Annotated in this window: 4 protein-coding genes; all 4 read right to left on the reverse strand. The window is 72.2% G+C overall.

Translation table 11 applies throughout. The features are described from left to right. Positions 1-177: 177 nt before the first annotated feature. Complete coding sequence (locus tag CH341_RS24450; protein WP_111421594.1) at positions 178-1,131, reverse strand: ribose-phosphate pyrophosphokinase; 954 nt, start codon at positions 1,129-1,131, stop codon at positions 178-180. Positions 1,132-1,347: 216 nt separating this feature from the next. Further along, positions 1,348-1,902, reverse strand: a complete 555-nt coding sequence (locus CH341_RS24455) for a hypothetical protein (protein WP_210208595.1) — start codon at positions 1,900-1,902, stop codon at positions 1,348-1,350. Between the two features lie 317 nt (positions 1,903-2,219). Further along, positions 2,220-2,987 (reverse strand): peptidoglycan editing factor PgeF, encoded by a 768-nt coding sequence (gene pgeF / locus CH341_RS24460; RefSeq protein WP_111421595.1) that lies wholly within the window; start codon positions 2,985-2,987, stop codon positions 2,220-2,222. Further along, positions 2,984-4,072 (reverse strand): class I SAM-dependent methyltransferase, encoded by a 1,089-nt coding sequence (locus tag CH341_RS24465; RefSeq protein ID WP_245431233.1) that lies wholly within the window; start codon positions 4,070-4,072, stop codon positions 2,984-2,986. The genes pgeF and CH341_RS24465 overlap by 4 nt, the downstream gene beginning before the upstream one ends. Positions 4,073-4,164 lie beyond the last annotated feature (92 nt).

The following is a 4,164-nucleotide window of genomic DNA, read 5'->3' on the forward strand; positions in this document are numbered from 1 at the left end:
GCCCGGAATCCATACTCCCGGTATCAGTGGCTCACGAAAGACAGGGGTTATGGGGCGCGGGCTCGGCGCTGACGCGCCGCCCCGGGACGACGAATGGCTTCTGCAAAGCGCTCGCCGGGGCGGACGTCGCCGCCGGAGCGGCCGTGCCGAGCGCTGCGTCCCGCCCGGCGACAAAAATCAGTCGAACAGGCTCGACACCGACTCTTCGGCGGCGGTGCGGCCGATCGCCTCGCCCAGCAGGGTGGCGATGGAGAGGACGCGGATGTTCTCGGCGACCCGTACGGCCTCGGTCGGCTGGATCGAGTCGGTGATCACCAGCTCCTTGAGGCGGGAGGCGGTGATGCGGGCGACGGCGCCGCCCGAGAGAACGCCGTGGGTGATGTAGGCGTAGACGCGCTCGGCGCCGTGGGCGAGCAGCGCATCGGCGGCGTTCACCAGGGTGCCGCCGGAATCGACGATGTCGTCGACCAGGATGCAGGTGCGGTCCTCGACGTCGCCGATGACGTTCATCACCTCGGACTCGCCGGCGCGCTCGCGGCGCTTGTCGATGATGGACAGCGGCGCGTTGATGCGCTTGGCGAGGCCGCGGGCCCGCACCACGCCGCCGACGTCGGGCGACACCACCATCAGCTTGGCGAGCTCGAAGCGCTCCTTGATGTCCCGCACCATCACGGGCGAGGCGTAGAGATTGTCGGTCGGGATGTCGAAGAAGCCCTGGATCTGGCCGGCATGCAGGTCGACGGTCAGGACGCGGTCGGCGCCGGCGCGCGTGATCAGGTTGGCGACCAGCTTGGCCGAGATCGGGGTGCGCGGGCCGGGCTTCCGGTCCTGCCGGGCGTAGCCGAAATACGGCATCACGGCGGTAATGCGCCGCGCCGACGCGCGCTTGAGCGCGTCCATGATGATCAGGAGTTCCATCAGGTGGTCGTTCGTCGGATAGGACGTCGCCTGCACGACGAAGACGTCGGCGCCGCGCACGTTCTCCAGGATCTCGACGAAGACCTCCATGTCCGCGAAGCGGCGCACCACGGCGCGCGTCAGCGGGGTCTTCAGATACGCCGCGATCGCTTCGGCCAATCTCGGATTCGAGTTGCCTGCGACGAGCTTGATCGCTCCATTCTTGCCAGGCATTCCCGACCTCCCGAACGCCCACGCGAGCGACTAGCCACCGGCGGCGTCTGAATACAAGGCGGTCGGGCCCTGTGCAATACGACGGTTTTGTTGTCCCGGGGGTTTTTGCCCCCGTATGGCTTCGCGGGAACACGCTGTTTCGCCGGACGTGTCCGCGCGGATTAAGCGTTTCTCGATACGAGGCGGGCGGGTGGCGGGGAAATGCGAGCCGGCCGATCAGGGGCCGGGCGCGTCGTAGGCGGCGACCGCCATGCTCTCGTCGCGGGCCGGGGCCGTGTCGGGCGCAGGCTCGGGCGTCCGGCCGGGGCCGGCGGAGGCGGGTGCGCTGCGCGGCGCGGCCATGAAACCGGCCAGCCGGTCCATGCCGTTCGCCGAGATGCGGCGAATCACCTGCTCGTCGGCGGCCGCCCAGGTCCGGCTGCCCGCACCGCTCACCGGCTCCTCGCCGGACAACCGGAAGACGCGGCGCTGCTCGGCGTCGTAGACGTCCCACACCCAGCTCACCACCGACTTCTTCGGCGTGACGATGGTCGCCGTGTAGACGCGGACCCGGTAATGGGCCGGGGTCGCCCGCGACACGACCGAGAGCTGGCGCGACTCGGCCTCGCTGGTCAGCGACTGCACCATGCGGGAGAAGACGCTTTCGGGCGGCCCGTCGATGGATTCGAAGGCGACGGTGGGGCCGCGCGCCGCGGCGACGGGGCCCGGTGCCGGGCCGGCGGTCTGGGTGCAGGCGGCGCAGCCGAGCGCCAGCAGGATCGCACCGATCATGCCGCCGCGGCTCGTCCGTGAGGCCGGTGGCGGAGAGATCCGCCCTGCCGGTTCGCCCTGCATCCCTTGGTGTCCCGTGCCGCCCGCAGGCCTGTTGCCGGTCGCGCTAGTGTCCGCGCCGGTCGGTAACGGATGCTTAACCGTAATTGTGGCGACGGTCGAGACGGCGGCATCCGCCGGTGCGAAAGTCCTCGGGTGTGGCTTTCGGGTCGCGGTTCGGAGTTTCGGCGTGCGCCGGCATCGCCCGCGCAGGACGCCGATGTGCCGATGTGTAGAAGCCGGCCGGCGCGATCGATCTCCGACGGCGAGCTTCCGGCTCAGGGCACCAAGGCTATCGCGTTGACGTGGCGGCCGTAATCGGGCTCGCGGCGGTGGGTGGCGCGGCGGTAGGAGTAGAACAGGTCCTCGTCCGCATAGGTGCAGCGGCCGAGATCCTCGATGGCGCCCAGGCCGGCGGCTTCGAGGCGCGCCGCGATGTAGCCGGCCAGGTCCAGCATCTCGCGGTCGTCCCGGCCCGGCGCGAAGAAGCGGGCGTGGCCGGGGTCCTGCGCCACGAACAGCGCCTTCACCTCGGGACCGATCTCGTAGTTCGGCTGGCGGATCATCGGGCCGATCGCCGCGACGATGGTCTTTCGGGAGGCGCCGAGCGTCTCCATGGCCGCGATGGTGGCGTCGGTGACGCCGCCGAGGGCGCCGCGCCAGCCGGCATGCGCCGCCCCCACCACCCCGGCCTGCGGATCGGCGAACAGCACCGGGCCGCAGTCGGCCGTCGAGGCGCAGACGGCGAGGCCGGGCGTGCGGGTGACGATGGCGTCGAGCTTCGGACGCCCCGCCGCGGTCCAGGGTCGTTCGGCGACGATGACGTCGGCCGAATGGATCTGGATGGCGCTGAGCAGGTTCTCGGGCGCGACGCCGACCGCGGCCGCCATGCGGGCGCGGTTCTCGGCGACCCGGTCCTGGTCGTCGCCCGAGCCGAAGCCGGCATTGAGGCTCGCATAGAGGCCGTCCGAGACGCCGCCCTCGCGGGTGAAGAAGGCGTGGCGGATGCCGGGCAGGGCCTCCAGGGAGCGGGCGTGCAGCATCATGGGTCGGTCTCCGACAATGCGGGCAGGGGCCCGAGCGCCGGATCGGCGCAGGCCAGAACCTTGAACAGCGTGCCCATCCCGGTTTTTCCGGGCGCCAGCAGGCGGGCCAGGGCGGCGTCGACGTCGGCGGCCTTTTGGGGCGCCGCCGCCTTGAGCCTCTCGGCGCGGGCGACGATGCCGAGGCGCTGCAGGAACGCGGCCTGCGTCACCGGCCCGTCGACTCGGGCGCCGGCCGCCGTGGCCGCAGCGGCCAGGGCGGAAAAGTCCACATGGGCGGTGAGGTCGGCCTCGCCCGGGGTCGCCAGCGGGTCGGCGAAGCCGTGGCCGCGGACCGCCTGGAGCGTCTCGCCGAGGCCCTGGTCGACATGGCCGTAGTCGATCACCAGGGCGGCGCCGCCGTGGACGACCCGTCGTGCCAGGGCCTCGACGGGCGCAGCGTCGCGCCATTCGAACACCGAGCCGGAGGGGGCGACCCGCCAGAACTCCGGGACCCGTTCGGCCAGGGCCGTCTCGGCCGGGCCGGTCGCGAGGACGAAGGTGCCGTCGGGGTCGAGCGCCACGGTCCGCTCGCACCAGCCCTGGCGTGACTTCACGGCCTGGTGGACCGGCAGGGCGTCGAAGAACTCGTTGGCGACGATGATGGCCGGGCCGTCCGGCACCGCCTCGAGAGCCTGGTGCCAGGCGAGCGCGACGCCGGCGGTCGCGAGCGTCTCGCGCTGGCGTTGTTCCAGCACCGGGCTGGTCTCGACCAGATGCACGTCGAGCGCGGCGCGGAACGGCGGCAGCACGCGGGCGGCGCGCAGCATGTCGGCCATCATGGTGCCGCGGCCGGGCCCGAGCTCGACCAGCCGGACTTTTTCGGGCGATCCCATCTGTTGCCAGATGGCGGCGGCCCAAATCCCCAAAAGCTCGCCGAACATCTGGCTGATCTCGGGGGCCGTGGTGAAGTCGCCGGCCGCGCCGAGCGGGTCGCGGGTCGCGTAGTAGCCGAGGGTCGGGTGGCCGAGGCAGAGCGCCATCCAGTCGGCGAGCGGCAGCGGGCCGTCCGCCGAAATCCGCCGGCGCAGCTCGTCGGCGAGCGTCACCGCGCGTCGGCCGGGGCCGGAGCGGGCGGGGCCTCGCCGGCGGCCCCGAGCGGCGGCCGGCGCAGCGCCGCGACGATGAAGCCGACGCCGGC

This window comes from Rhodoplanes roseus (genome assembly GCF_003258865.1).
Classification (GTDB): domain Bacteria; phylum Pseudomonadota; class Alphaproteobacteria; order Rhizobiales; family Xanthobacteraceae; genus Rhodoplanes; species Rhodoplanes roseus.